The sequence below is a fragment of the Pseudomonas sp. MF6755 genome (assembly GCF_016405635.1).
Lineage (GTDB): Bacteria > Pseudomonadota > Gammaproteobacteria > Pseudomonadales > Pseudomonadaceae > Aquipseudomonas > Aquipseudomonas haemolytica.
Genome location: NZ_JAEKDA010000002.1, coordinates 181,876 through 205,922, shown reverse-complemented (window position 1 = coordinate 205,922; position 24,047 = coordinate 181,876). Strand labels below are relative to the sequence as shown.

The window sequence follows — 24,047 nt, the reverse complement described above, 5'->3', positions numbered from 1 at the left end:
CTCCGCAATGGCTCGACAAATCGTGCGCAAACAAAAAAGGCGTCCCCGCTAGTCAGCTAGCGAGGACGCCTTTGTCCTGGTCCCGTTCTCTCGGGAAGCTCGACCCTTCGACGTTGAAGGGATGGCTGTATGTGAGTTGTTGAAAGAGCTAATGCAGCAGGTGTGCCAAGTTCCATACCCCCAGTTTTATTGGGTTTTTTAGAGAGAGCGGGCGGATTTTGCCCGTTAGTGGTGCAGCAGCCAGTACAGCAGCACCAGATTGATCAGCAGCGAAGCCATCGCCAGGGTTTGCCAGACCTTCAGCGGTTCTCGCTCCAGCAAAGGTCGCGGCCGCACGCTCAGCTCGCGGCGGTCGGCTTGTTCCAGTACCAATAGCCATTCTTCAGCCGTTTCATAGCGTTGCGCGGGCAGGGCGGCTACGGCGCGCTCAAGGCTGTGAGGTAGCCAATCTGGCAGGTCAGGGCGATAGCGGCTGGCGCTGACGGGCTGGTTAAAACGCGGGCGTTGGAAGGCTTCGATTTCGCCATAGGGATAATGCCCGGTCAGCAGGTAATACAAGGTTACACCGACGCTATACAAATCCTGTTGCGCTGTAGGCCGCTCGCCACCGAAAGCTTCGGGCGCGATAAAACTCGGGGTGCCGGGCAGCAGGTGGGCGCGGTCCTCAGAGAGGCCGGGGCAGTAGGCCAGGCCGAAGTCCAGTACACGCAGTTCGCCATCCTCCCCGAGCAGCAGGTTTTGTGGCTTGATGTCGCGGTGCAGGATTTGCCGGCGATGCAGCAGGCCCACTGCCCGCAGCAAACGCTCGGCGATGGTCTGCCATTGCGCCAGTGGCAGCGGGCCTTGTTGTTGGAACAGTTGGGCCAGGGTTTGCCCTGGGTATTCGCGCATCACGTAGTACAAATGCTGACGGCCACTGGCGGCATGCACTTCAGGAAAGGCCCGGCCGGCGACCCGGCGCAGGAACCATTCCTCCGACAACAGGGCTTGGGCTGCGTCGGTGTCGTCGTCATGACGCAGGGGCAAGGTCTTGAGCAGCCATGGCTGGCGCTGGTCGTCGCGGACCCGATACAGCAATGACTGCCGACTTTGCGCCAGCACGCTTTCCACCTGCCAGCCTTCAAAAGTTTGCCCGGCTTTCAGGGGGGGCGGCAGTGGCCATTGTTGCAACTGCACCAGAGCGTCGCCGAGGGTGGCGGCGCCGAGTTGGTCGATGCGCACGAGCAAGGCGCTGGCATTATCTTGGCTGCCCGCCAAGTGTGCTGCGTTGACCAGAGTATGGACGGCCAGGTCGAGGTCGCTTTGCTCACGCAGGATTGCAGCGATGCTGTGATCGCCCAGCGTGGCCCACACTCCGTCGCTGAGCAGCAGGAAGCACTCGCCTTCGCGCAGTTCGCCGTCGAGGAAATCCAGCACCAGATGTTGATCCAGGCCAAGGGCGCGCTTGAGCACATGCTGCATGCCCGGCTGTTCCCACACATGGTCTTCACTGATGCGTTGCAACTCGCCGGCGAGCCAGCGATACACCCGGCAATCCCCGACATGGGCGAGGGTGAAACGCCGGCCGCGAAACACCAGGGCGCTGAGCGTGGTCAACAACGGTTGCCCGCCGCCATTGGCCTGCAACCAGCGGTTCTGCGCCAGCAACAGGCGCTCCAGCGCCTGGGCTACGCCCCAGGTCTGCGGCGTGGCGTAGTAGTCCAGGGCCAGGGCCTGCAAGGTCGAGCGTGCGGCCAGGCCACCGTCGGCGCATTGGCTGACACCATCGGCCAGCGCACACAGGTAGCCTTTGCTCGTCGCCAGTTCTGCCAGGGGCGTGACCACCCGCAGCGCATCCTGGTTTTCGTTGCGTGGGCCGACGGCACTGGCCTGGGCGACGCTCAATTGCAGGCTCATCAGACGCGTGCGGCGGTCACGGCGGCCGACCCCCAGGTGGTTCTCCAGCGCCGCTTCACCCCATACAGGCCGAACCAGGCCAGCACACCGAGGCTGGCGAACAACCACAGGGCCAGTTGATAACTGCCGGTACTCTGTTTGATCGCGCCCATGCCCGCCGCGAGGGCGAAGCCGCCGATGCCACCGGCCATGCCGATCAAGCCGGTCATGACGCCGATCTCACTGCGAAAACGTTGCGGCACCAATTGAAATACCGCGCCATTACCGGCACCAAGCCCGAGCATGGTGCAGACGAAAAGCGCCAGCGCCGCGTAGGAACTGGGCAGGTTGAAACCCACAGCCGCGATGCAGATCACGGCCACGCTGTACATGCCGAGCAGGGTCTTGATCCCGCCGAAACGGTCCGCCAGGGCGCCGCCCAATGGCCGCATCAGGCTGCCACCGAACACGCAGGCGGCAGTGTAGTAACCGGCAGTCACCGGGCTCAGGCCGTACTGGTCGTTGAAGTAGCCGGGCAGGGCGCTGGCCAGGCCGATAAACCCGCCGAAGGTCACGCTGTAGAAGAACATGAACCACCAACTGTCGCGGTCGCCCAGGGCCTTGAAGTAGTCGGCCATGGATTTGGCTCTAGGTCGTTCAGGGGCATTGCGTGCCAGCCAGGCGAACACGATCAGCGTCAGCACCAGCGGAATCAGCGCAAAGCCGAACACATTGCTCCAACCGAACGCGGCCGCCAGCACCGGGGCCAGCAAGGCGGCGAATACGGTGCCGGAATTACCGGCACCGGCGATGCCCATGGCTTTGCCCTGGTGCTCCGCCGGGTACCACTGGGACGCCAAGGGCAGGGCGACCGCAAAGGACGCGCCGGCCATGCCCAGGAACACGCCCAGCAGCAAGGCTTGCTCGTAACTGTGGATCCCCAGTTTCCATGCGCAGAACAGCGCCACGATCACAATCACCTGGCCAATCAGCCCGGCGGTCTTGGGTGAAAGCTTGTCGGCCAGCATGCCCATCAGAAAGCGCAGCAGCGCGCCCGCCAGGATTGGCGTGGCCACCACCAGGCCACGCTGTTGGGTGGTCAGTTGCAAGTCCGCGGCAATCTGTACAGCCAATGGGCCCAACAGGTACCAGACCATGAAGCTCAGGTCGAAATACAGGAACGCGGCAAACAGGGTCGGGGTGTGCCCGGATTTCCAGAAGCTTGATTTCATCACGCACCTCAACGGTTCTAGGGGGCCAAAACAAAAAAACGCCGCCACCGGGTTCGCGATGGGCAAACCGGGTGGGCGACGTCTTTGTCGGGGAGGGGCAACCGCCGTTGGCTACCTGTGAGGATTGCTTAGCAAGAGCTGAGCCAGATCAGCCGAGCAACTCGCTCATGGCAATAATCTGCTCGGCGACCTGGATCAGTTTCTGCTGGCGACTCATGGCTTGGCGGCGCATCAGGGTGTAGGCCTCCTCTTCATTACAACGCTTCATTTTCATCAACAGGCCCTTGGCCAATTCGATGCGTTTGCGTTCGGCCAGTTGCTGGTCGCGGGCCTGCAATTGGGCGCGCAGCGCCTGGTCGCTCTCGAAGCGCGCCATAGCTACCTCGAGGATCGGTTGCAGGCGTTGGGCCTGGATGCCTTCGACGATATAGGCACTGACCCCGGACTTGATCGCCTGGCGCATCACGGTCGGGTCGTGTTCATCGGTAAACATCACGATGGGCCGGGGCTGGTCGCGGCTGACCAACACCACTTGCTCCATCACATCACGGCCGGGTGACTCGGTATCGATCAGGATCACGTCCGGGCGCACCGTTTCGACGCGTGCAGGCAGGTCGATGGTCAAGCCAGACTCATCGATCACCTCGAAGCCGGCCTCGGTCAGTGCGGCCTTGAGGCGCCCGACCTTGCGCGGGGTGTCGTTGATCAACAGGATTCGCAGCATCATCGTGCTCCTGTCAGCGCAGCGCTTGGCGGCTGGCGTCATCGGCCAGGGCATGCAGGCGAAAGCTGCGGGCGTAGCCGGCTGGGTCGGAACCGTCCCAGGTTTTGCCGTCGATCAGTTGGCTGCTGCGCATGTCCGAGTCGGCGGCACAGATGCCCAGCGCATCAGCCGCCTGGCGATACAGCGCCAGTTGCTGCACTTGTCGGGCGACGCGCAGGTAGTCAGGGTCTTCACGCAACAAGCCCCAGCGCCGGAACTGGGTCATGAACCACATGCCGTCGCTGAGGTAGGGCAGGTTCACCTCGCCATTGGCGAAAAAGCGCAGTGCGTGAGGATCCTGCCACTGGTTGCCCAGGCCATCGTCATAGTTGCCCAGCAGGCGTGGTTCGATGCAGTCCACTGGGGCGTCGAGGTATTCACGGGCACTGAGCAGTTGCGCGGTGGAGCGGCGGTTTTCACGGCCTTGCTCGATAAACCGGCTGGCCTCGAGGATCGCCATCACCAGCGCGCGGGCCGTGTTGGGGTACGCGTCGACGAAGGCTTGGGTGCAGCCCAGGACTTTTTCCGGATGATCCGGCCAGATCGCCTGGGTGGTCGCCAACGTGAACCCCTGGTTTTGCTTTACTGCGCTGGCACACCAGGGTTCGCCGGCACAAAACCCGTCGATGCGCCCGGCTTGCAGGTGCGCAACCATCTGCGGTGGCGGCACGACCACGCTGTTTACATCCAGCAACGGATGGATGCCTTGACTCGCCAGCCAGTAGTACAACCACATGGCATGGGTGCCGGTGGGAAACGTCTGGGCGAAGGTCAGTTTTGTCCGGCTTTGGTGCACGTGGCGTTCCAATGCTTCAGGAGAGACCATCCCTTGCTCTTGCAGGCCGTGGGACAGGTTGATGCTCTGGCCATTCTGGTTCAGCCCCATCAGCACCGCCATGGGGCAGGGCGCGATGCCGCCGATGCCCAGGTGCACGGCATAGATCAGCCCGTAGAGACTGTGTGCGGCGTCCAGTTCACCGCTGACCAGCTTGTCGCGCAGGTTGGCCCAGGACGATTGGCGCTTGAGGTGCAGCGTGAGGCCGTAGGGTTGAGCGAAGCCCTGGGTAGCGGCGACCACCAGCGACGCGCAATCGGTCAGGGCCATGAATCCCAGGTCGAGGCTGCTCTTTTCCGGGGCATCGCTGCCGTTTACCCAAGCCAGCGGATCGTTCATCAATACCTGCCTTTTCTGAAAAAAAAAGCGCCGTTCCCCGGGCTGGCGTTACAGGCCATTGCAGGGGACGACGCCGATGTCCGTAGGCTTGCGCCGCCGTTGGTGCGAGCCTGATACAGAGTGCATAGCAAGGCACATGCCATGGGCGGGGCGGTACAGTTCGCCGTCAACTTTTCATCATGATTGAACCTCGTGCGCCTCGCAGTATGGCCGCTTCTTCAGGCCAGACCGCCAGGAATACCCACGGTGCATGCTGAACCCCTCGCAACCAAGAACTGCCGCTGGCTGTGCAGCAGGCTGCTATGTGCCGTGCTGTCGAACGGACCTTGAGTTCCCTCCCTGAAAAAGGCGTTTGTCCATGCACCTGGAAATACTGCTGCAGGAGCAATTGATCAGTCGCAAGCGTTTGGCCGCGTTCGCACCGGGGAAGGTGCTGCCCTTGGATCCAGGAGTCACCCAATGTGTGGAGGTGCGGGTCAATGGGCAACTGATGGCGTTAGGTGAGCTGGTGCAGTTGGAAGACCGGCTCGGGGTTGAATTGCAGGAGATTTATCAGGAATGGCTGCCTCGATAAGGGTAGCCAGCGAATTGTCTGACCGGCAGTTGCCAAAAAAGGGCGCTTGAATGGGCTTTATCCTAACGCGAGTCATCGGGCGGTTTTTTATAGTCGTGCCATTGGCAGGTGAGCCGGTTCGGAAAGTAAGGATGTGAATGTTAGTAGTCGAATGCAGAGGTGCGTATGGCCGTCGTGACTGATGAATCGACGACGGCCCTGGTCTTCGCTCGCTGGACCCTGCATGGTGATGGCCGGTTGACGGGCGCAGATTCGGATATCCAGTTGCCACCCAAGGAAGGGCATGTGCTGCGATTGCTGCTGGCCTCCGGTGGCACACTGATGACCAAGGACCGTTTGCTGGAGCTGGCCTGGTCCCGGGGCGAGGTGGCCGATGAGTCACTGACGCGTTGTATTTATTCCCTGCGCAAGCACTTGAGGGCCGACAAAGGGTTTATCAAGACGATTTATGGCAAGGGCTATCGCTTTACATGCCCGGTACGGGCGGGTAATCAACCAAGGGCAGTCGTTCACGTGTGCCCCCGCTGTGGTCAGGCCAGCAATGTGTAAGCTATGGCGCAAAGGCCTGTTGCTCATGCTACTGATGGGCAGCAACCGGGCGTTGGCCTACTGCTGGGAAGAGGTGGCCACTCGTTACGACCTCGAACCGGAGTTGCTGCAGGCCATTGCCGCAGTCGAGTCGGGGTACCGTGCGCAGGCGATGAACCACACCAACCGAAATGGCACGCGTGACATCGGCCTGATGCAGATCAACAGCATCCACCTGCCCCGTTTGCTCAAGCAGGGCATTACCGAAGAGCGGCTGTTGAACGAGCCTTGCTTGTCGGTGGAGGTAGGCGCCTCGATTCTTGCCGAGTTTATCCAGCGTTTTGGCTACAACTGGACGGCAGTGGGTTCCTACAATGTCGGGCCGGGGGCCGGGCCTCAGCGTGAGGCGTTGCGCCTGCGGTACGCCGAAAAGATCTGGGTGCGTTACGAAGCGTTGGTTTCGCAGCGTCAATGAGATCGGGTAGCACGCCTCGCGTGCAGGCCGCCACCCCGGCTATAATCACCGCCACCTTTCGCCGCCATCCGAGTCTAGCCCGCCCATGTATACCCTGGCCCGCCAGCTGTTGTTCAAACTCTCCCCGGAAACCTCCCACGATCTGTCCCTGGACCTGATCGGTGCCGGTGGCCGCCTGGGGCTCAATGGCCTGGTATGCAAGGCACCGGCGAAGATGCCGGTGTCGGTGATGGGGCTGGACTTCCCCAACCCGGTCGGGCTGGCAGCTGGCCTGGACAAGAACGGCGCGGCCATCGATGGGTTTGCACAGCTGGGTTTCGGCTTTGTCGAAATCGGCACCGTGACCCCACGGCCGCAGCCGGGCAACCCAAAGCCACGCATTTTCCGCCTGCCAGAAGCGGAGGCGATCATCAATCGCATGGGCTTCAACAACCTCGGTGTTGATCATCTGCTGTCGCGGGTTCAAGCGGCCAAATACACGGGCATCCTCGGTATCAACATCGGCAAGAACTTCGACACCCCAGTGGAGCGTGCGGTGGATGATTACCTGATCTGCCTGGACAGGGTCTACGCGCACGCCAGCTACGTTACCGTCAACGTCAGTTCGCCCAACACCCCGGGCCTGCGCAGCCTGCAATTTGGTGACTCCCTCAAGCAACTGCTCGAAGCCTTGCGTCAGCGCCAGGAAGACCTGGCGGTGCGTCACGGCAAGCGTGTGCCCCTGGCCATCAAGATTGCCCCGGATATGAGTGATGAAGAAACCGTGCTGGTGGCCCAGGCCCTGGTGGATTCGGGAATGGACGCGGTGATTGCGACCAACACCACCCTCAGCCGCGTGGGCGTCGAAGGCCTGGCCCATGGTGACGAGGCGGGCGGCCTGTCGGGCGCGCCGGTACGGGACAAGAGCACCCATATCGTCAAGGTGCTGGCGGCCGAGTTGGCCGGGCGTTTGCCGATCATCGCGGTGGGCGGTATTACCGAAGGCAAGCACGCAGCCGAGAAAATCGCGGCTGGCGCCAGCCTGGTGCAGTTGTACTCCGGCTTTATCTATAAAGGGCCGGCGTTGATTCGCCAGTCGGTGGATGCCATCGCTGCCCTGCGCTGAAAATCTGCGCAATAAAAAGGGCTCCATAAAGGAGCCCCTGGGCCGAAGCCCGCCGCCCGGATGGGGCGCGCGTGGTTAAGTCGTTACAATTTCAAAGGTGTGTGTCGGAATTAAATGCCCTGATTAGCCGACGGCGTGAAGTTCGTTGAGTCTGTGGATACCCGCAGTGCCAGTCATACCGTCCCAGTTGTCGCCGCGTCCTTCTCGCCAGCCGTTGATCCAGGCTTGGCGTACCGACGGTAGAGTAAATGGGCAAAGCTCACGGGATTTTCCATGAACGCCATATTGATATCCGCGTAAAAATGCTCTTTCCAACGGATCACGCTTAAGTCTTCTCATAGGGTGTTTCCCTCACTTGTTGACTGTCTAGATATCCTTCGGCCTTGTCCAAGGCCGGGCAGAGTTTTTCTGCCGTTGGTGGGCTCGCTGCCGGCGTGGCGAGCCGATGTGTCGGCGTCGTTACGGCGCCAACCTGTGTTGAGTTCTAACCAATAGGTCACATGTATTCAATGATCGTTTTGTCATAAGCACGTAACGATAACGATGCTATAGCCATAAGCTGGGATGGCTTTTCGCCCCTTTTATTGGGCAAAGCCCGCTATGATGTGCCCTGCAAAGAGGAAGGGTTTAATCCTTTCGTGAGAATACCCGCTTGTTGCAGTCGGTTATTATTCGACGAAGGGTCTGAATATTTCCTTTTGTTGCACAAAATTATTTATCTGCCCCGTCAATCAAGGCTCAACGGCCCGGAACGCGGGGTGGGACGGCACATTCGTGCCACGCGAGCACTCTTCAAGAAAAGTGCTTGATTAAAAACCGAGCCGGCGATGCGTCGCCCGTTCATTTATTGCTGAAAAGCCTGGAATGCCCCATGTCGGACCGTTTTGAACTCTTCCTCACCTGCCCCAAGGGTCTCGAAGGCCTGCTGATCGAGGAAGCCGTCGGGCTTGGCCTTGAAGAAGCCCGCGAGCACACCTCGGCCGTACGCGGCATGGCCGACATGGAGACCGCCTACCGCCTGTGCCTCTGGTCACGCTTGGCCAACCGCGTGCTGCTGGTACTCAAGCGCTTCCCGATGAAGGACGCCGAAGACCTCTACCACGGTGTGCTGGATATCGAGTGGGCCGATCACATGGTCCCCGACGGTACGCTGGCGGTGGAGTTCAGCGGTCACGGCTCGGGCATCGACAACACCCACTTCGGCGCGCTGAAGGTCAAGGATGCGATCGTCGACAAGCTGCGCACCCCGACTGGCGAACGTCCGTCCATCGACAAGATCAACCCGGACCTGCGCATTCACCTGCGCCTGGACCGTGGCGAAGCGATCCTGTCCCTGGACCTTTCCGGCCACAGCCTGCACCAGCGCGGCTACCGCCTGCAGCAGGGCGCGGCGCCATTGAAAGAAAACCTGGCGGCGGCAATCTTGATCCGTGCCGGCTGGCCACGCATTGCGGCCGAAGGCGGCGCGCTGACGGACCCGATGTGCGGCGTCGGCACCTTCCTGGTCGAAGGCGCAATGATCGCCGCCGACATGGCCCCCAACCTCAACCGTGAATTGTGGGGTTTCACCACCTGGCTGGGTCACGTCCCGGCGCTGTGGAAGAAGCTGCACAGCGAGGCAACCGAGCGCGCGGCCATCGGCATGAACAAGCCACCGTTGTGGGTGCGTGGCTACGAAGCTGACCCACGGCTGATCCAACCGGCGCGCAATAACATCGAGCGCGCCGGCCTGAGCCATTGGATCAAGGTGTACCAAGGCGAAGTCGGCACATTCGAGCCGCGCCCGGACCAGAACCAGAAAGGCCTGGTGATCTGCAACCCGCCCTATGGCGAGCGCCTGGGTGACGAAGCCAGTCTGTTGTACCTCTACCAGAACCTCGGCGAGCGCCTGCGCCAAGCCTGCATGGGCTGGGAAGCCGCAGTGTTCACCGGCGCGCCGGACCTGGGCAAGCGCATGGGTATTCGCAGCCACAAACAGTATTCGTTCTGGAACGGCGCGTTGCCGTGCAAATTGCTGTTGATCAAGGTCAACCCGGATCAGTTCGTCACGGGCGAGCGCCGCACCCCGGAACAGCGCCAGGCCGAACGTGAGCAAGCCGCTTACGATCAGGCGCCGACCGAGCCGGTAGAGCGTCAGTACAACAAGAACGGCAACCCGATCAAGCCAGCCCCGGCGCCGGTAGTCGAGCAGGCGCGCTTGAGCGAAGGCGGGCAGATGTTTGCCAACCGCCTGCAAAAGAACCTCAAGCTGCTGGGCAAATGGGCCAAGCGTGAAGGTGTGGATTGCTACCGTGTGTATGACGCCGACATGCCTGAGTACTCCATGGCCATCGACCTGTACCACGATTGGGTTCACGTACAGGAATACGTCGCGCCAAAATCCATCGACCCGGAAAAAGCCTCGGCCCGTATGTTCGATGCCCTGGCAGCGATTCCCCAGGCACTGAACGTCGACAAGAGCCGCGTGGTGGTCAAGCGTCGTGAGCGTCAGAGCGGCACCAAGCAATACGAGCGCCAGAGCGCCCAGGGCAAATTCACCGAGGTCAGCGAAGGCGGCGTGAAGCTGCTGGTCAACCTCACCGACTACCTGGACACCGGCCTGTTCCTCGACCACCGGCCGATGCGCATGCGTATCCAGAAGGAAGCGGCGGGCAAGCGCTTCCTCAACTTGTATTGCTACACCGCCACCGCCAGTGTGCACGCTGCCAAGGGCGGTGCACGCAGTACTACCAGCGTCGACCTGTCCAAGACCTACCTGGATTGGGCGCGTCGCAATTTCTCCCTCAACGGGTTCTCTGACAAGAACCGCCTGGAGCAGGGTGACGTGATGGCGTGGTTGGAAGCGAGCCGCGATGAGTTCGATATGATTTTCATCGACCCACCGACCTTCTCCAACTCCAAGCGCATGGAAGGTATCTTCGACGTGCAGCGCGACCACGTGCAGTTGCTCGACCTGGCCATGGCCCGCCTGGCGCCGGGTGGGGTGTTGTACTTCTCGAACAACTTCCGCAAGTTCCAGCTGGAAGACAACCTCAGCGAACGTTATGCGGTCGAGGAAATCAGCGACAAGACCATCGACCCGGATTTTGCGCGCAATGCGAAGATCCATCGGGCCTGGAAAATCACTGCGCGCTGATTGCCCGCGAGTGTCCAATGTGGGAGGGGGCAACCTCTCCCACAATAAGCCCCCACAGTTTTTAGGCTGGTCAAACACCCGGCCAATGGCTATAACTTAAGCCCTAGCCAAAGTGACACCCCCCGCACGCTGGCGTTGTGAGTGTTGCCTATGCCGATGCAAGCTGTTCGCCCGAAAATCCTTGGTTTTATCAGTGAGCAGGCATCGGCTTGGCTGGTGGCATTGGTGGTGTTATTGACGGGTAGCGCGTTGACGGTGATTGTCGCGTGGACGGCTGCCGACCTGTATCAGCAGCAGGTGCGCCAGCGATTCCAGTTGCTGGTCAACGAACGCTACACCCGCATTCAGGAACGCTTTGAAGACCAGGAGCAACGCCTGGGTAGCTTGCAGCGTTTCTTCGTCAATTCCGGCGATGTTTCCCGTGCCGAGTTCGACGGTTTCGCCCAACCCTTGTTGTTGCATGCGCGTGCCTATGCCTGGGCGCCGCGGATTTTCCGCGAGCAGCGCAGCCTGTTTGAGCAGGAAATATCCCGCCAGCGTGGCGTCCCTTTCAACATTCGTGAACTGAATGCGGCAGGTGTGTTGGCGTCGGCCTCCGAGCGCGATGAATATGTACCGGTGCTCTACAGCCAGACGCAAAGCTTGCTGGGCTCGCCCTTGGGCTTTGATCTGCTGGCTCAGCCCCTGCGCCGCTCGGCCCTGGAACGTGCACAACAAAGCGGTAAGCTGGCGGTTTCACAACCCATGCAACTGGTGGGTGTGGAGCCTGCCTATGCGGCGGGCGTGCTGCTGGTGGCGCCTGTGAGCAAAGTCGCCGGTACCAAGCCCTACGGTTTTGTCATGGCCGTGATCAGCATGCGCCAGTTGGTGGCCGATGGCTTGCCCCGGCCGAACCGGGACAACCTGGTGATGCAGATCGTCGACACCTCTGACACCCGGCAACGGGTGTTGTATGCGTCCAGTAACGCCGTGGGCAACAGCGATTTGACCGCTGCGCGCCGCCTCACCCTGGGTGATCATGTCTATGCCCTGAGCCTGCGTGCGAGCGAGGTGTTCGACAAGGCCAACCATTCCTCGATGCACACCATCCTGGCCATGGGCGTGCTGTTCAGTGTCTTGCTCAGTGCGCTGCTCTACGTGTTGGTCAGCCAGCGCCAGCGCGCCCTGAAACTGGTGGAGCAGCGCACCGTGCAGTTGCGCTCGCGTGAGCAGGAGTTGCGTGGGGCCCATGGGCAATTGCGCAGTGTGTTGAATGCGGCAACTCAAGTGGCGATCATCGCCACGGATTTGCGCGGTGTGGTCAATACCTTCAATGCCGGCGCCGAACAGATGCTGGGGTTCAAGGCCGAAGAGGTGCTGGGCCACCTGACCCTGGAAAGCCTGCACATGGCCGCGGAGCTCGAAGCGCGGGCGGTGACTTTAAGTCTGGCGTTAGGCAAGCGCATCCCGCCGAGCCAGGCGATGCTGGTGGAAAGCCCTGATAGCCAACATGAAGCCCGTGAGTGGACGCTGGTGCGCGAGGACGGCAGCCAGTTGACGGTCAACATGCTGGCGACCGTGCTGTTGGATGACTATGGCCTGTGGGTCGGGCACTTGGCGATTTACCTGGATGTCACTCAGCAAAAGCGCGCCTATGAGGCTCTGGCCGCACGGGACCGGCTGTTGAAGAAACTCAGTATTCATGTGCCTGGCGGGATCTTCCAGTTCACCCTCGAGCCGCCGGACAATTGGCGTTTCATCTACGCCAGCGAAGGTATGCGCGATATCTATGAAATTGAGCTTGGCGTGTTGCAGCAGGATGCGGGCAAGGTGTTGGAGCGCATTCACCCCTTGGACGTCGAACGCGTGCGTGCTTCGATTCGTTTATCGGCGCTGCAATTGAGCCATTGGCGCGAAGAGTACCGCGTGCAGTTGCCTCAGCGAGGACTGCGCTGGATTCGCGGCGAAGCTACGCCGGAGGAGTTACCGGGAGGCGGTACGCTTTGGCACGGTTATGTATCGGATATCTCCGATCTCAAGCGGGTCGAGGAGGAGCTGCGGGCGCTGTCGATCACCGACTCCCTGACGGGTATCTACAACCGGCGTTATTTCCAGGATCGTCTCAAGGGCGAGATGCTCCGGCTTAACCGTATCTCTGGGGCGCTGTCGCTGATCATGCTCGATGTAGACCACTTCAAGCGCATTAACGACCAGCACGGCCACGCTGTGGGCGATGCTGTGTTGCAGGAATTGTGCAGGCGTATAGGCCAGCGCCTACGCCGCACCGATGTGTTTTGCCGGCTGGGTGGGGAAGAGTTCGCGGTGCTGTGCCCCAACACCGATGGCACCCAGGCATACAGCTTGGCGACGCAGTTATGGCAGTCGCTGCGCGATACGTCGATGGAGCCGGTCGGTATCGTCACCGCCAGTTTTGGCGTGGCCAGTTGGCGGATCGATGAAGGCAGCGATGGGTTGCTGCTGCGCGCCGATTCGGCGGTGTATGTGGCCAAGCAGGCGGGCAGGGACCGGGTGGAGGCCTGTGGGAGCGGGCTTGCTCGCGAAGGCGTCGGCCCAGCAAACATTGAGGTTGACTGACCCACCGCTTTCGCGAGCAAGCCCGCTCCCACAGGGTATTGCGGTGCTCAAATGTGCTAGAGGACCGGCGCGGCTGCCACCGTCTTCGGCTGGCGATACAGGTCCAGCAGCACCTGGTCCAACACCGACGAAGCTCCCCAGGGTTTCGAGTCGTTGAGAATCGCCACCACGGCCCAAGTATTGCCATTGTTGTCGCGGCTGTACCCGGCGATGGCACGCACGGTGTTCAAGGTGCCAGTCTTCACATGGGCTTCGCCGCGCATGGCGGTGGTTTTCAGGCGTTTACGCATGGTGCCGTCGGTGCCGGCGATCGGCATAGAGCTGATGTACTCCGCCGCATAGGGGCTTCTCCAGGCTGCTTGCAGCATGGCCGCCATCTCGCGAGCGCTGACGCGTTCGGCGCGGGACAGGCCGGAGCCGTTCTCCATCACCAGGTGCGGCGCGGTGATGCCTTTCTTGGCCAGCCACTGGCGCACCACGCGTTGCGCGGCCTTGGCATCGTCGCCATCGGCGTCGTTGCGAAACTGTGCACCCAGGCTCAGGAACAGCTGCTGGGCCATGGTGTTGTTACTGTACTTGTTGATGTCGCGGATGATTTCCGCCAGGTCCGGCGAGAAGGCACGGGCCAGTACTTTGGCATCCTTGGGCACTGGCGCCTGGATATCACGGCCCTGGATCGTGCCGCCCAGTTCCTTCCAGATTGCACGCACGGCACCAGCGGTGTAGGTGGCGTGGTCGAGCAGCGACAGGTAAGTCTGCGAGCTGCAGCCATCCGCCAGTTGGCCGCTGACGGTTACGGTCACACTGCCATCGGCGGCGGTCACCGGGCTGTAGCGCACATCGCCGGTGCATTGCTTGGCGTTGCTGACTTTCACTTGGTTGTCGATGCGAATGCTGGCAATCGGCGGTTCGACCGACACGATCACTCGCCCCGAATCATTGCGGGTCACGAAGCGCAGGGCCTTGAGGTTGACCAGCAAGGCGTCGGGCTTGACCAGGAACGGCTTGTTCTCGTCGTTGCCGTCGTCATTGAACTCGGGCAATTGCGGCGGGTTGAAGAAGTTGCGGTCCAGCACCAGGTCGCCGGTGACTTGCTGCACGCCATTGGCGCGCAGGTCACGCATCAGCAGCCAGAGTTTTTCCATGTTCAGCTTGGGATCGCCGCCGCCCTTGAGGTACAGGTTGCCGCGCAATACGCCGCCGCTGAGGGTACCGTCGGTGTAGAACTCGGTCTTCCACTGATGGTTGGGGCCGAGCATTTCCAGGGCCGCGTAGGTGGTCACCAGCTTCATGGTGGACGCCGGGTTCACTGAGACGTCGGCGTTGAACACGGTGGGGGTGCCGGGGCCGTTGAGCGGCAGCATGACCAAAGACAGCGCGGTGTTTTGCAGCTTGGCTTTTTGCAGGGCCTGAGCAACGCTGGGTGGCAGGGTGGTGTTGATGGGGGCGGCAGTGGCGCAGAAGGCCAGTGGCAACAGGAAACCGGCGAATAACACTGAACGTAAAGATTTGATCATAAGAAGTAAAACCCTACTGCTGAGGAGGGTGAAAAAGACGAGGGGTATGGAAGAAAATCCCTCATTGGTCACGAAAGTGTCGGCATTATGCCCCAAGCTGGAACCACTTGTAGCTGAACGATAGCTGCTAATCGCGGTTTTTTTGCCCGGCATTTGCCCGCTGGTCCCAGAGAGTCGGGCAATCGCTGCCTTAAACTGCTAAAGTGCCGCCCGTTATTACTTATGAGGATTGTTCCAATGGCGACTAACCGTTCCCAGCGTCTGCGCAAAAAACTGTGCGTTGATGAATTTCAAGAGCTGGGTTTCGAACTGAACCTGGACTTCAACGAAGGCCTGAGTGAAGAAGCTATCGACGCTTTCCTCGAAGCATTCATCAAAGAAGCCATGGAAGCCAATGGTCTGGGCTATGTCGGCGGCGATGACTACGGTCTGGTTTGCCTGCAGAAGCGTGGCTCGGTTTCCGAAGAGCAGCGCGCTGCTGTTGAAGCCTGGCTGAAAACCCGTTCCGAGCTGACCAAGGCTGAAGTCAGCCCGCTGCTGGACGTGTGGTATCCGGAAAAGCCGATCAACGCGGCTAAGTGATACTAAAAAAAACGGCGACCTGAGGTCGCCGTTTTTTTATGCCTTGCGCCAATTCAGAATCAGCAGCGTCAACACCCCCGCGACAATCCCCCAGAACGCCGAGCCGATGGAAAACAACGTCAAGCCTGACGCGGTGACCATAAAGGTAATCAGCGCCGCTTCCCGTTCCTTCGGCTCATTCATGGCGATACTCAGGCCATTGATGATCGAGCCAAACAGCGCCAACGCTGCAATCGACAGCACCAACTCCTTGGGCAGGGCTGCGAACAACGCCGCCAAGGTTGCGCCGAATACCCCGGCAATCCCGTAGAACACCCCGCACCACACCGCAGCGGTGTAGCGCTTGTTGCGGTCTTCATGGGCATGGGGCCCGGTGCAGATCGCGGCGCTGATCGCCGCCAGGTTGATGCCGTGGGAGCCGAACGGGGCCAGCACCAGCGAGGCCAGGCCGGTGGTGGTGATCAGTGGCGAGGCCGGCACGTTGTAGCCGTCGGCCCGCAGTACGGCAACGCCAGGCATGTTCTGCGAGGTCATGGCCACCACGAACAGCGGAATGCCGATGCTGATCGTCGCCGCCAGTGAGAAGTGCGGCGTAGTCCATACCGGCGTCGCCACTTCCAGGTGGAAGCCGCTGAAGTCCAGCAGCCCCATTAGCCCTGACAATGCGGTGCCGATGAGCAAGGCAGCCAGCACCGCATAGCGCGGTGACAGGCGCTTGATGACCAGGTAGGTGAAAAACATCCCCAGCACCAGGCCGGTGCGATGCTGCGCGGCGACGAAAATCTCGCTGCCGATCTTGAACAGGATGCCGGCCAGCAACGCCGCCGCCAGCGACGCCGGAATCCGCTTGACCAGCTTTTCAAAGCTGCCGGTCAGCCCGCAAAGCGTCACCAGTACCGCGCAGGTGATGTAGGCACCGATAGCCTCGCCATAGCTCACGCCGCCCAGGCTGGTGATCAACAGCGCCGCGCCCGGTGTGGACCAGGCGATGGTGATCGGCGTGCGGTAGCGCAGCGACAGGCCGATACTGCACACCGCCATGCCGATGGAAATCGCCCAGATCCATGAAGAAATCTGCGCCGTGGTCAAGCCGGCAGCCTGGCCGGCCTGGAACATCAGCACCAGGGAGCTGGTATAGCCGGTCATCATGGCGATAAAGCCGGCGACGACGGCCGACGCAGAAGTGTCGGCCAGCGGGCGCAAGGGCGCTTGGGTGGCGTCTGTCATGGAAAGGTGTTCCTTCTTACCTGGGATTTGCCGGTGACGGCTCAGATTCAAGCCTAAACTCAAACGTAACGACTCATTGCGATACAGCCGGGCCCGCAAACAGCCGTACAGTGTGTTGGCGCATGCGGTTGTGTACAATGTGCGCTGTTTTTAGGCGATACTTGCCAGCGTAGCGTCGTTGCCGTATTACCTTATTTCGCCGCCGTTCTCCAAACCCGAGTGCCCATGAACGAACAGTTGCAACCTCTCAAGAAACAACCGCGAGCCGGCAAGGCCGGTCGCAGCGGAACCCAGGACGATATCGTCTATGCGCATATCTTCGAGGCGATCCTCGAACAACGCCTGGCGCCCGGAACCAAATTGAGTGAAGAGGCACTGGGCGAGATCTTCGGCGTGAGCCGCACTATCATTCGTCGTGCGCTGTCGCGCCTGGCCCATGAAGGCGTGGTACTGCTGCGGCCCAATCGCGGTGCGGTAGTCGCCAGCCCAAGCGTCGAAGAAGCGCGCCAGGTGTTCATGGCCCGGCGCCTGGTGGAGCGGGCGATCACGGAGTTGGCGGTGCAGCACGCCACGGCCGAGCAATTGGCTGAGTTGCGCCAAATGGTCAACGACGAACGCGACAGTTTCTCGCGCGGCGATCGCGGTGCGGGTATCCGTCTTTCTGGCGAGTTCCACTTGAAACTGGCCGAAGCGGCAAAAAACGCACCACTGATCAGCTTCCAGCGCAGCCTGGTGTCCCAGACGTCACTGATCATCGCCCAGTACGAAAGCGGCAACCGCTCGCACTGTTCCTACGATGAACACACCCAGTTGATCGACGCGATCGAAGCCCGCGATGCGGTGCTGGCGGTGGACTTGATGATGCATCACATGGATCACATCGACAGCAAGCTCAACCTCGATGAAGAGAGCGCGTCGGATGATTTGCATGCGGTGTTCTCGCATTTGTTGCAGACCAAGAAGCCGGGGCGTTCTTCGGTCAAACTGTAGTTTCCCAGGTTCACCCGGAACCAAATGTGGGAGGGGGCTTGCTCCCGATAGCAGAGTGTCAGTAGCAGATAGGCTGACTGACACACCGCTATCGGGAGCAAGCCCCCTCCCACATTTGTTTTGTGTTGTGGCTGGAATCAGCGTTGGTGCACGAGTTGGCCGGCAGCGTAGGTCTGCAACACCGCCCGATCATCCCCCAGCGTCATCAGCACAAACAACGTCTCGCCAATGTTATTGGCCTGCTTCAAGCGATAGCTCAGCAGCGGCGTGGCGTTGTAGTCCAACACCAGGAAGTCCGCATCCGTACCCGGCTGCAAGGTGCCGATCTTGTCTTCCAGACGCAGCGCCCGTGCGCCGCCCAGGGTCGCCAGGTACAGCGACTTGAACGGGCTCAACCGCGCACCTTGCAACTGCATGACCTTGTAGGCTTCATTGAGTGTTTGCAGCAGCGAAAAGCTGGTGCCGCCGCCCACGTCGGTGCCCAGGCCCACATTCAGCTTGTGCTTCTCCGCCATCGGCAGGTTGAACAAGCCGCTGCCGAGAAAGAAGTTCGAAGTCGGGCAGAACGCTACCGCGGAGCCGGCCTCTGCCAAGCGTGCACACTCGTCATCGCACAGGTGCACGCCGTGGGCAAACACCGAGCGCTCGCCGAGCAATTTGTAGTGGTCGTACACATCCAGGTAGCCATTGCGCTCCGGGAACAGCTCCTTCACCCATTCCACTTCCTGCTTGTTCTCGCTGATGTGGGTCTGCATATACAGGTCGGGGTATTCCCCCAGCAGTTTCCCGGCCAGTGTCAATTGCTCCGGCGTGCTGGTGGGGGCGAAGCGTGGCGTCACCGCATAATGCAGGCGGCCTTTGCCGTGCCAGCGCTCGATCAGTGTCTTGCTTTCCTGGTAGCCGGATTCGGCGGTGTCGGTCAGATAATCCGGCGCGTTGCGGTCCATCATGACTTTGCCGGCGATCATGCGCAGGTCGAGCTTCTCGGCCGCTTCAAAGAACGAGTTCACCGATTGCGGGTGCACGCTGCCGAACACCAATGCGGTGGTGGTGCCGTTGCGCAGCAGTTCCTTGATGAAGATATCCGCGACTTCCTCGGCGTGGGCCTTGTCGGCGAACTGGCTTTCACACGGGAAGGTGTAGGTGTTGAGCCAGTCCAGCAGTTGCTCGCCATAGGCGCCGACCATGCCGGTCTGCGGCAGGTGGATATGAGTGTCGATCAGGCCGGGGGTGATCAGCGCGTCCTGGTAATGGGTGATGTCGATATCGGCGGGCAGGCTCGGCAGCAAGTCGCTGGCGTGACCGAGTGCACTGATTTGACCGTTATCGATCACCAATAGCCCGTCTTCGAAATACTCGTAGGAAGCTTCGATGCCAACGATGGCAGGGTCGTCGATGCTGTGCAGGATGGCGGCACGGTAGGCTTTGCGAGTCAAAGGCATGGTTATCTCAACTTAGATAGCTTGGCTGCGGCGCGAAGCCGGCAGCAGTTTGGCAATGGGTTCGGCGCCGGCAGTGTGCTGGCCGAAATTGGCGTTATAGGTGGCGATGATTTCGCCGGCGATGGAGATGGCGATCTCCACCGGCAACTTGCCCTTGACCTCGGTGAGGCCCATGGGGCAGCGCATGCGTTGCAACTGCGCGGTGTCGAAGCCGCGGTCACGCAGGCGGTGTTCGAACTTCACCCGCTTGGTCTTCGAGCCGATCAAGCCGAAGTAGGCGAAGTCATTACGCTTGAGCAGGGCGGCGGTCAGCTCCAGGTCCAGCGCGTGATTGTGGGTCATGACGATGCAGTAACTGCCCACTGGCAGGTCGGCAATTTCATCGACCGGCTCTTCGCTGACGATTTTACGCACGCCTTGGGGGATATTCTCCGGGAATTCCTGATCGCGCGAATCGATCCAGCGCACCCGACATGGCAGGCTCGCCAGCAACGGCACCAGCGCACGCCCCACGTGGCCGGCGCCAAACACTGCGATCTGCGCCTGCACCTGGCCCATGGGTTCGAACAGCAGCACGGTCACGCCACCGCAGCACTGGCCGAGGCTGGCGCCCAGGCTGAAGCGCTCCAGATGGGTGTTTTGCTGACCACGCACAAGCATGTCGCGGGCGATCTGCATCGCCTTGTATTCCAGGTGCCCGCCACCGATGGTGTCGAAGGTGTGCGCAGCGCTGATCACCATCTTCGAACCGGCATTGCGCGGCGTAGAGCCGAGCTCTTCGATGATGGTCACCAGTACGCAGGGTTCGCCCTGGTTCTGCAGGGTGGCGAGGGCGCTGATCCAGTTGTTCATGTTCACCTCAACATCTCTGTTGTCAGTTCGGCCGTCATCGGGAGCAAGCCCCCTCCCACATTTGAAATGCATTCCAAGGGTGGGAGGGGGCTTGCCCCCGATGGCAGCGCCTCGGTCTAGAGCGAAGCCATTTCAGTTTCAGCCTCAACAGCCTTAGCCACTTGCAACTGGCGCATCTGCTCACATCCCCACAACACCCGCTCCGGTGTCGCCGGCGCATCAATCTTCGGCTGCTGGCGATAGTCAGCCAAACTCGCCACCGCATCCTTGATCGCACACCAGGAAGCAATCCCCAGCATGAACGGCGGCTCGCCCACCGCCTTGGAATGGAACACCGTGTCTTCCGGGTTCTTGCGGTTTTCCACCAGTTTTACCCGCAGGTCCAGCGGCATGTCCGCAACCGCCGGGATCTTGTAGCTGGCCGGGCCGTTCGTCATGAGCTTGCCCTTGTTGTTCCACACCAACTCTTCCATGGTCAGCCAGCCCATGCCCTGGATAAAGCCGCCTTCGACCTGGCCGATGTCGATGGCCGGGTTCAGCGAGGCGCCCACGTCGTGGAGGATGTCGGTGCGCAGCATCTTGTATTCGCCGGTCAGGGTATCGACGATCACTTCGCAACAGGCGGCGCCGAAAGCGAAGTAGTAGAACGGTCGACCACGGGCCTGGCTGCGGTCGTAGAAGATTTTCGGGGTCTTGTAGAAGCCGGTGCTCGACAGTGAGACCTGAGCGAAATACGCCTGCTGGATCAACGCCTCGAAGGTCAGGATCTGCTCGCGTACCCGCACATGGCCGTTGCGAAATTCCACGTCTGCTTCGCTGACGTCGTACTTGCGTGCGGCGAATTCCACCAGGCGCTGCTTGATGGTTTCGGCGGCGTTCTGTGCGGCCTTGCCGTTCAGGTCGGCACCGCTGGAAGCGGCGGTGGGCGAGGTATTGGGCACCTTGTCAGTGTTGGTGGCGGTGATCTGTACGCGGTCGATTTCCACCTGGAACACTTCGGCCACCACTTGCGCGACCTTGGTGTTCAAGCCTTGGCCCATCTCGGTGCCGCCGTGGTTCAGGTGGATGCTGCCGTCGGTGTAGATATGGATCAACGCACCGGCCTGGTTAAGGAAGCTGGCAGTAAAGGAAATACCGAATTTCACCGGCGTCAGCGCCAGGCCCTTTTTCAGGATCGGGCTGTGGGCGTTGTACAAGCGGATCGCTTCGCGGCGCTCAGCGTATTGGCTGCTGGCTTCCAGCTCGGCGGTCATCTCCTCGAGCATGTTGTGCTCGACGGTCTGGTAGTAGTGGGTGACGTTGCGCTCGGTCTTGCCATAGTAGTTGGCCTTGCGCACTGCCAGCGGGTCTTGGCCCAAGTGGCGGGCGATGGCGTCCATCACTTCCTCGATGGCGACCATGCCTTGGGGGCCGCCGAAGCCGCGGTAGGCGGTGTTGGACGCAGTGTTGGTCTTGCAGCGATGGCCGTTGACCGTGGCGTCACCCAGGTAATACGAGTTGTCGGCGTGGAACATGGCCCTGTCGACAATCGAGTTGGACAGGTCTGGCGAGCAGCCGCAGTTCCCCGCCAGCTCCAGGTTGATCCCGTGCAGGCGGCCGCTGTCGTCGAAGCCCACGTCGTATTCGATATAGAAAGGGTGGCGCTTGCCGGTCATCAGCATGTCTTCGACCCGTGGCAGGCGCATCTTGGTCGGCTGGCCGGTCAGGCGGGCCACCACGGCGCACAGGCACGCCGGGCTGGCGGCCTGGGTTTCCTTGCCGCCAAACCCACCGCCCATGCGGCGCATGTCGACCACGATCTTGTTCATCGACACGTCGAGTACTTCGGCCACCAGCTTCTGCACTTCGGTAGGGTTTTGCGTGGAGCAGTAGACGATCATGCCGCCGTCTTCGGTGGGCATGACCGAGGAAATCTGGGTTTCCAGGTAGAAGTGTTCCTGGCCGCCGATATGCATGGTGCCCTGGATTCGGTGCTTGGCGCTCGCCAGTGCAGCGGCAGAATCGCCGCGTTGGTGAGTGTGGCTGTCGAGCACGAAGTGCTTGTTGCGAAAGGCCTCGACCACATCCAGCACCGGCTCGAGGTCTTCATATTCGATTACCGCCGCCATCGCCGCCTTGCGCGCAGTCTCAAGATCGCGGGCCGCCACGGCCAGCACCACCTGGCCGACAAACTGCACGGTGTCGATAGCCAGCAAGGGGTCGCCGGGCATCAACGGGCCGATGTCTTTCAGGCCCGGTACGTCTTCGTGGGTGATGACGATGCGCACGCCGTCGAAGGCATAGCAGGGCGTGGTGTCGATGCTGATGATGCGGGCGTGGGCGCGGTCGGACATGCGCGCATACAGGTGCAACTGGTTGGGGAATTCCAGGCGGTCATCGATGTACTGCGCTTCGCCGCTGACGTGTTTGGCGGCGCTGTCATGCTTGACGCTGCGACCGACGCCGGAGGTGAGGTCCTGGGCAAACAGATCGGCCAGTTCGGCCTGGGTTTTTGCCACGGCGTGATGGTTAGACATAAGCGGTCACCCGAGTCTCGATGTGCGGCGTTTGCAGTTCGATGAAGTATTTGCGCAGCAGGTTTTGTGCGCTGAGCAAACGGTATTCCTTGCTGGCGCGGAAGTCCGACAGCGGGGTGAAATCCTCGGCCAGGGCGGCGCAGGCTTTTTCGACGGTGGCGCTATTCCAGGTCGCACCGACCAACGTGGCTTCGCAGCTTTTTGCGCGTTTTGGCGTGGCGGCCATGCCACCGAACGCAACGCGGGCCTCGCTGATCACACCGTTGTCGATCTTCAAATTGAACGCCGCGCACACGGCGGAGATATCGTCGTCCAGGCGCTTGGACACCTTGTAGGCGCGAAACAGCGTGTGGCCCTTGGGCACGATGATCGTCTCGATGAACTCGCTGTCCTGGCGGGCGGTGACTCTGTAATCGATGAAATAGTCTTCCAGCGCCAAGGTGCGGCGGGTGTCGCCTTTGCACAGGACGATCTGCGCACCGAGGGCGATCAGCAGCGGCGGCGAATCACCAATCGGCGAGGCGTTGCCGATATTGCCGCCCAGGGTGCCCTGGTTGCGGATTTGCAGGGAGGCAAAGCGCTGCAGCAGTTCGCCGAAGTCCGGGTATTCGTGGTGCAGCGCGGTGTAGCAATCGGAGAGGGCGGTGGCCGCACCGATTTCCAGGCGGTCATCGAAATGCTCGATGCGCTTCATCTCTTCTATGTTGCCGACGTAGATCATCACCGGCAGGGTGCGGTGGAACTGGGTGACTTCCAGTGCCAGGTCGGTGCCACCGGCCAGCAGGCGGGCTTGCGGATAGGCGTCGTAGAGGTCGGCCAGGTCGGCGACGGTCAGTGGCACCAGGCAGCGTTTGTCGCCGCTGTTGAGTTCGCCGGTCTGGGTGGGTGCGATGGCTTTGAGACGGGCGATGGTGTCGGCCTGGCGGCTGTCGAATTGATCCAGGGGCTTGTTGCAGCAGGCTTGTTCGGCGGCGGCGAGGATCGGGCGATAACCGGTGCAGCGGCACAGGTTGCCGGCCAGCGCTTCATGGGCTTTCTGACTGTCGGGGGCGTCGCTGTTCTTTTGCAGGGCAAACAGCGACATCACGAAACCCGGGGTGCAAAAGCCGCACTGCGAACCATGGCACTCGACCATGGCCTGTTGCACGCTGTGCAGTTGGCCTTGATGCTTGAGGTCTTCGACGCTGATCAGTTGTTTGCCGTGCAGCGAGGACACAAACGTCAGGCAGGAATTGAGGCTGCGATAGCGAATCTGCTCGGCGCCCTGATCATTGGTGTGCAACTCGCCGACCACCACGGTGCACGCACCACAGTCGCCGCTGGCGCAGCCTTCCTTGGTTCCGGGTTTGCCCACATGCTCACGCAGATAGTTGAGCACGGTCAGGTTGGGGTCCAGGGCGTGCTCGCTACGGAGTTCCTGGTTAAGTAAAAACTGGATCACGGAAGGCCTCGCAGACTCATTATTGTTGTTAACCGCTTTGCGCC

General features: G+C 61.1%; 19 protein-coding genes. 8 read left to right on the top strand and 11 right to left on the bottom strand.

The genetic code is table 11. The features are described from left to right. Positions 1 to 225 precede the first annotated feature (225 nt). The 4 genes from JFT66_RS03315 to JFT66_RS03300 all read right to left on the bottom strand — a co-directional run bounded on the left by JFT66_RS03315 (position 226) and on the right by JFT66_RS03300 (position 5,044). Positions 226 to 1,896, bottom strand: coding sequence for a bifunctional protein-serine/threonine kinase/phosphatase (locus JFT66_RS03315; RefSeq protein ID WP_198858744.1), 1,671 nt, complete (start codon positions 1,894 to 1,896; stop codon positions 226 to 228). Beyond that, positions 1,896 to 3,107, bottom strand: a complete 1,212-nt coding sequence (locus tag JFT66_RS03310) for a nitrate/nitrite transporter (RefSeq protein WP_198858743.1) — start codon at positions 3,105 to 3,107, stop codon at positions 1,896 to 1,898. The genes JFT66_RS03315 and JFT66_RS03310 overlap by 1 nt, the downstream gene beginning before the upstream one ends. Before the next feature lie 148 nt (positions 3,108 to 3,255). Then, complete coding sequence (locus JFT66_RS03305; RefSeq protein ID WP_034120662.1) at positions 3,256 to 3,831, bottom strand: ANTAR domain-containing response regulator; 576 nt, start codon at positions 3,829 to 3,831, stop codon at positions 3,256 to 3,258. Positions 3,832 to 3,844: 13 nt separating this feature from the next. Beyond that, a complete protein-coding gene (locus tag JFT66_RS03300; RefSeq protein ID WP_198858742.1) occupies positions 3,845 to 5,044 on the bottom strand; it encodes a CmpA/NrtA family ABC transporter substrate-binding protein in 1,200 nt (399 codons plus the stop codon). A gap of 358 nt (positions 5,045 to 5,402) precedes the next feature. Here JFT66_RS03300 and JFT66_RS03295 point away from each other — a divergent pair, with 358 nt between their 5' ends. The 4 genes from JFT66_RS03295 (at position 5,403) to JFT66_RS03280 (ending at position 7,726) form a co-directional block, all read left to right on the top strand. Beyond that, positions 5,403 to 5,618, top strand: coding sequence for a FliM/FliN family flagellar motor switch protein (locus tag JFT66_RS03295; protein ID WP_034120657.1), 216 nt, complete (start codon positions 5,403 to 5,405; stop codon positions 5,616 to 5,618). Positions 5,619 to 5,783: 165 nt separating this feature from the next. Further along, a complete protein-coding gene (locus JFT66_RS03290; RefSeq protein ID WP_153872674.1) occupies positions 5,784 to 6,167 on the top strand; it encodes a winged helix-turn-helix domain-containing protein in 384 nt (127 codons plus the stop codon). Then, entirely contained in the window at positions 6,160 to 6,621 is a 462-nt protein-coding gene (locus tag JFT66_RS03285; RefSeq protein WP_034120654.1) for a transglycosylase SLT domain-containing protein, read from the top strand. Before JFT66_RS03290 ends, JFT66_RS03285 begins: the two co-directional genes overlap by 8 nt. 85 nt (positions 6,622 to 6,706) lie before the next feature. Further along, positions 6,707 to 7,726, top strand: a complete 1,020-nt coding sequence (locus JFT66_RS03280; RefSeq protein WP_198858741.1) for a quinone-dependent dihydroorotate dehydrogenase — start codon at positions 6,707 to 6,709, stop codon at positions 7,724 to 7,726. A 123-nt stretch (positions 7,727 to 7,849) separates the two neighbouring features. Here the strand turns inward: JFT66_RS03280 and rmf are convergent, their stop codons facing one another. Next, positions 7,850 to 8,065, bottom strand: a complete 216-nt coding sequence (gene rmf, locus JFT66_RS03275; protein WP_002553055.1) for a ribosome modulation factor — start codon at positions 8,063 to 8,065, stop codon at positions 7,850 to 7,852. 532 nt (positions 8,066 to 8,597) lie between these two features. Between rmf and rlmKL the strand changes: the two genes are divergently transcribed. Together rlmKL and JFT66_RS03265 are read left to right on the top strand one after the other, a co-directional pair. Then, positions 8,598 to 10,862: a bifunctional 23S rRNA (guanine(2069)-N(7))-methyltransferase RlmK/23S rRNA (guanine(2445)-N(2))-methyltransferase RlmL gene (gene rlmKL / locus JFT66_RS03270; protein ID WP_034120650.1), complete on the top strand. Its 2,265-nt coding sequence runs from the start codon at positions 8,598 to 8,600 to the stop codon at positions 10,860 to 10,862. Between the two features lie 150 nt (positions 10,863 to 11,012). Continuing rightward, entirely contained in the window at positions 11,013 to 13,436 is a 2,424-nt protein-coding gene (locus tag JFT66_RS03265; protein ID WP_198858740.1) for a sensor domain-containing diguanylate cyclase, read from the top strand. Between the two features lie 56 nt (positions 13,437 to 13,492). Here JFT66_RS03265 and dacB read toward each other — a convergent pair whose 3' ends face one another. Continuing rightward, positions 13,493 to 14,953, bottom strand: a complete 1,461-nt coding sequence (dacB, locus tag JFT66_RS03260) for a D-alanyl-D-alanine carboxypeptidase/D-alanyl-D-alanine endopeptidase (protein ID WP_198858739.1) — start codon at positions 14,951 to 14,953, stop codon at positions 13,493 to 13,495. A gap of 237 nt (positions 14,954 to 15,190) precedes the next feature. On the opposite strand from dacB, the gene JFT66_RS03255 reads away from it, so the two are divergent. Then, positions 15,191 to 15,535, top strand: coding sequence for a YggL family protein (locus tag JFT66_RS03255; protein ID WP_003193255.1), 345 nt, complete (start codon positions 15,191 to 15,193; stop codon positions 15,533 to 15,535). 36 nt (positions 15,536 to 15,571) lie between these two features. Here JFT66_RS03255 and JFT66_RS03250 read toward each other — a convergent pair whose 3' ends face one another. Beyond that, on the bottom strand, positions 15,572 to 16,762 hold the full coding sequence (locus JFT66_RS03250; RefSeq protein ID WP_153838171.1) for a benzoate/H(+) symporter BenE family transporter: 1,191 nt from the start codon (positions 16,760 to 16,762) through the stop codon (positions 15,572 to 15,574). Between the two features lie 225 nt (positions 16,763 to 16,987). Here JFT66_RS03250 and JFT66_RS03245 point away from each other — a divergent pair, with 225 nt between their 5' ends. After that, positions 16,988 to 17,752 carry a GntR family transcriptional regulator gene (locus JFT66_RS03245; protein ID WP_017739583.1) on the top strand — a complete coding sequence of 255 codons (765 nt, stop codon included), beginning with the start codon at positions 16,988 to 16,990 and terminating at the stop codon, positions 17,750 to 17,752. A gap of 137 nt (positions 17,753 to 17,889) precedes the next feature. Here JFT66_RS03245 and guaD read toward each other — a convergent pair whose 3' ends face one another. From guaD to xdhA, 4 genes are all read right to left on the bottom strand, one after another. Further along, positions 17,890 to 19,194, bottom strand: coding sequence for a guanine deaminase (guaD, locus tag JFT66_RS03240; RefSeq protein ID WP_198858738.1), 1,305 nt, complete (start codon positions 19,192 to 19,194; stop codon positions 17,890 to 17,892). 12 nt (positions 19,195 to 19,206) lie between these two features. Next, positions 19,207 to 20,046: a xanthine dehydrogenase accessory protein XdhC gene (gene xdhC / locus JFT66_RS03235; protein WP_034119298.1), complete on the bottom strand. Its 840-nt coding sequence runs from the start codon at positions 20,044 to 20,046 to the stop codon at positions 19,207 to 19,209. 116 nt (positions 20,047 to 20,162) lie between these two features. Further along, positions 20,163 to 22,562, bottom strand: a complete 2,400-nt coding sequence (xdhB, locus tag JFT66_RS03230) for a xanthine dehydrogenase molybdopterin binding subunit (protein WP_198858737.1) — start codon at positions 22,560 to 22,562, stop codon at positions 20,163 to 20,165. Next, positions 22,555 to 24,003 (bottom strand): xanthine dehydrogenase small subunit, encoded by a 1,449-nt coding sequence (gene xdhA, locus JFT66_RS03225; protein WP_198858736.1) that lies wholly within the window; start codon positions 24,001 to 24,003, stop codon positions 22,555 to 22,557. The genes xdhB and xdhA overlap by 8 nt, the downstream gene beginning before the upstream one ends. Between the last annotated feature and the right edge of the window lie 44 nt (positions 24,004 to 24,047).